This is a genomic window from uncultured Clostridium sp. (assembly GCF_947036855.1).
Taxonomy (GTDB): domain Bacteria; phylum Bacillota; class Clostridia; order Clostridiales; family Clostridiaceae; genus Sarcina.
Map to the genome: position 1 here is coordinate 1 of NZ_CAMQRY010000188.1, position 3,459 is coordinate 3,459.

Annotated in this window: 4 protein-coding genes; 3 read left to right on the forward strand and 1 reads right to left on the reverse strand. The window is 26.6% G+C overall.

The features are described 5' to 3' along the window. Positions 1–240 precede the first annotated feature (240 nt). A complete protein-coding gene (locus Q0V15_RS12485; RefSeq protein WP_297439472.1) occupies positions 241–675 on the forward strand; it encodes a GNAT family N-acetyltransferase in 435 nt (144 codons plus the stop codon). Between the two features lie 268 nt (positions 676–943). Here the strand turns inward: Q0V15_RS12485 and Q0V15_RS12490 are convergent, their stop codons facing one another. Next, positions 944–1,468 carry a hypothetical protein gene (locus Q0V15_RS12490; protein WP_297439473.1) on the reverse strand — a complete coding sequence of 175 codons (525 nt, stop codon included), beginning with the start codon at positions 1,466–1,468 and terminating at the stop codon, positions 944–946. Between the two features lie 545 nt (positions 1,469–2,013). Here Q0V15_RS12490 and Q0V15_RS12495 point away from each other — a divergent pair. Together Q0V15_RS12495 and Q0V15_RS12500 are read left to right on the forward strand one after the other, a co-directional pair. Continuing rightward, on the forward strand, positions 2,014–2,586 hold the full coding sequence (locus Q0V15_RS12495; protein WP_297439474.1) for a sigma-70 family RNA polymerase sigma factor: 573 nt from the start codon (positions 2,014–2,016) through the stop codon (positions 2,584–2,586). Further along, positions 2,576–3,459: DUF4179 domain-containing protein (locus Q0V15_RS12500; protein ID WP_297439475.1), on the forward strand; the 884-nt coding region annotated here is incomplete at its 3' end. The genes Q0V15_RS12495 and Q0V15_RS12500, both read left to right, overlap by 11 nt.

Below are 3,459 nucleotides of genomic sequence, written 5' to 3' on the forward strand. Positions count from 1 at the left end.
GCATCAACAGTAAATGTTGGTGTTACTTTTTTAATTAATTTTAAACACTTATAAATAGTTGTAGAAAAATTTAGATACAAAACAAATAATTAGGAGAATTAGATATGAGATTTGACAAGAAGGGAGTATTATAGTTTAATTTCATAGTTACAGTTTTTAGAGAGTATAGATTTAGCAAAGGCTAAAGTTTACATATAGAAAAAATACATAGATAATAAACAGAGGATTAGGAGAAAAATTATGAATTTCAAAAGAATAACAAAAGATAATTTAAAAGTAGCAGCTAAAATATATATGGAGTGCTTTAATGCAGCACCTTGGTTTGAAAAGTGGACAATGGAAACTTCACTTAAAAGAATTTCTCAAATAGTAAAAGAGGACAACCATTTTGGTTTATTAACATATCTTAAAGAGGAACCTTGTGCAATAATTGTTGGACATGAGGAAGATTACTATGATGGAACTAGATGCTTTATAAAAGAACTGTGTGTGGATAGTACACTACAAGGTAAGGGGATTGGTTCAAAAACTTTAGATTATTACATAGAAGAACTTAAAAGAAAAGATATTAATCATGTATCACTTCAAACACTTAGAAATCCTAAGACACTTGGTTTTTATGAGAAGGCTGGATTTAAGGAAAGAGAACATTTAATAATGCTTGAACTTGCGTAGGTTTTGGTGAAATGTGAGTTATAAGTAATAGATATTTACATAAAATAGAATAGAAATTCGAGAAAAGCAGATTCGTTTATGAATCTGCTTTTCTTAGTTATCTACTAAATAAAAATATGCATCCCTAAGTTTAGGAGCTATTTAATAGATAGAGATATACTCGTCATCAGATTAAAAATAATCTAACAAGTCTTTACTGATTCTCAGTTAAAGCAAATTCAACAAATATGAGAACCTATAAATATGTAAGTCTTTTATGCAAATCTTTTTATTTTGCGACTTTAGTATGTAGTGATTTTATAAAGCTATCAAAGTAGTTTGGTCTTGTTTTTATAGCATCTACAATGCTTGTACTATTTTTTTTAAGTTCAGAAATAAATAAATCATTTATATCATATCTTGAATCAAGTTTATCATTTTTTACAACAAAAGCATGTGGTGCTACTCTTTTAAAGAACTCTTCATGTGATTTTAAATATGAAGTCATAGTGTATGAACCATTTATCATATAAATTTTCATTGAGTAAAAATAAAGACTATTATTAAAAACATACATATGTGATATAAAACTTTTTGGTATATAAGTATCATTGATATATATCCAATTTTCAGATTCATGAGCATCTAAAGATTTTATGTTTACTTTAGTAAAACATTCACTTTCTATAAGCTTACAACCTTCTTCATGGGGAACTCCTAAGATATCCGTCAGAATTACAGACATAGGATTAAAACTAAAGCAATTACACAAATCAAGCTGTGTATTTTTGCTACTTTCAAATACTGTTAACATTAAATAACCTCTTTTCTTTCTTTTTAATAGTAATGAATTATTATATTTTCCCATTACGTTTATAAATTATAGCATTTTGTTGCTAAAAGAAGTAATGGAAAGAAACTCCTTAAAACCCAATTTAAAATAACTATTGGAAGTATTATGAATTTTTTTTTGGGGTTTTTATGTAATGTTTACGTAAATGAGAAAATCATTAAAAAAATTGAGGGAAATTTCATGAAAAAAAGTGAGATTTTTAAAAAAAGAATATCTGAAAATATTAACTTTAATGTTAGATATTGAGGGTATATCTAATATTAGAGAGTAATAGTAGATTGAATACTTAAATAATTTTACATAAAAAGAAAACAATTCATTATAAAAATAGGCTTGTTTTGAGTATTCGTTTTTATGCTTAAATAAAGATTTAAAATAAATTTATAAAAATTTGTAACTTTATTAAAAGTAAAATGCTCTAATTAGTGTAAGAGGTTAACAGATTACAACTTAAATTGAAATAGCTATTAAAGTTTAAATAGATAGGAAGGGTTAAGGGGAGAAATATGCAAAATATAATTTCATTACCATGGCACACGAAAAAGGTTTTGAAAAAGGAAGAAAGTCTTATTAAAAAAGCAGTTAAGGGAGATAAAGAAAGTTATGTAAGTCTTATAAAAGAGAATAAAGAGAATTTATATAAGATTGCATATAGTTATGTGAAAGATGAGCAGAGAGCTTTAGATATACTAAGTGAGGCAACGTATAAGGGAATGATGAATATATCAAAGCTTAAGAAAGAAGAGTTTTTTAAGACTTGGATAACAAGAATACTTATAAATACAGCTATAAGAGAACTTAAAAAGGAAGAGAAATATGTTTATACAGAAGATGATAGTCCTTTAATAGTTGATGAGAGTAAAAATTCAACTTGTGAGAAGATGGATTTATATAGTGCTATGGATAAGCTAAAACCAATATATAAGTCAGTTATAATGCTTAGATATTTTAATGATATGAGTATAGATAATATAGCAGAAGTTTTAGATATTCCAAGTAGTACGGTGAAAAGCCATATAAGAAGAGGTAAAGAAGCTTTAAAGAAATATTTAAGGGAGGATTACATGAATGAGTATTAAAGATTTTGATGATATAAAAATACCAAAGAATATAGATGAAGCAATAGATAAAGGGGCAGAGAAAGCAGAAAAAGAAAAGTTTAAAAGCAAAAAAAGAAAATTTATAAAGCGTGGTGGATTTATAGCAGCAGGGCTTACTGGATTTATGATATTTGGAGTAAGTAATCCAGCACTTGCATCAAAGATACCTTTAGTTGGTAATGTTTTTAAACTGATAGAAGAAACAGTATCGGGAGGAGCATATGATTTATCAGAGTTTGGAACAGTGGTGAATCAAAGTGTAACTTCTAATGGTGTAAAAGTAACAATATTAGAAACTTTTTCAGATGGAGTATTTTTATATGTTTCATATATTATAGAGAATGAAGATGGTTTTAAATATTTATCTGATATGGATGATGAAAATAAGCTTGGAAGCAATGTCTTAATGAATGATTATGATATTAAAGGAAGTGTAAGTTTTTCAGATGAGGAAATGTGGAAACATAAATTTGGAGCTAGTGGAATACAAGGCAGATTTATAAATAAGAACACTTTTGTAGGAATGGAAAGTTATAATTTATCAGAACTTGGAGAAGTTCCAAATGAGTTTAGTTTTGAAATAGAACTGGATAGGATTGAAAACAGTAGCATATATGAAGATAAAAAATCTGTTGTTATTGATGGAGAATGGAATTTTAAAGTTCCTGTTAAAGTAAATAAAAATATGTCAAAAGTAATAGAACTTGATATAGAACAGAATGGTTATGAACTACAAGAACTTATTATATGTGAAAATAATATGCTTTTAAGAAAAAATTATAAGTATATGAATGAATTAAGAGCGAAAGAAGATGGTTCTGATGTAGTATCATTTATGGTATATGATGAAGA

Excerpts from the sequence above, each read along its gene's own strand:
- Q0V15_RS12485 (WP_297439472.1), top strand. The coding sequence starts at position 241 with ATGAATTTCAAAAGAATAACAAAAGATAATTTAAAAGTAGCAGCTAAA.
- Q0V15_RS12490 (WP_297439473.1), bottom strand. The coding sequence starts at position 1,468 with ATGTTAACAGTATTTGAAAGTAGCAAAAATACACAGCTTGATTTGTGT.
- Q0V15_RS12495 (WP_297439474.1), top strand. The coding sequence starts at position 2,014 with ATGCAAAATATAATTTCATTACCATGGCACACGAAAAAGGTTTTGAAA.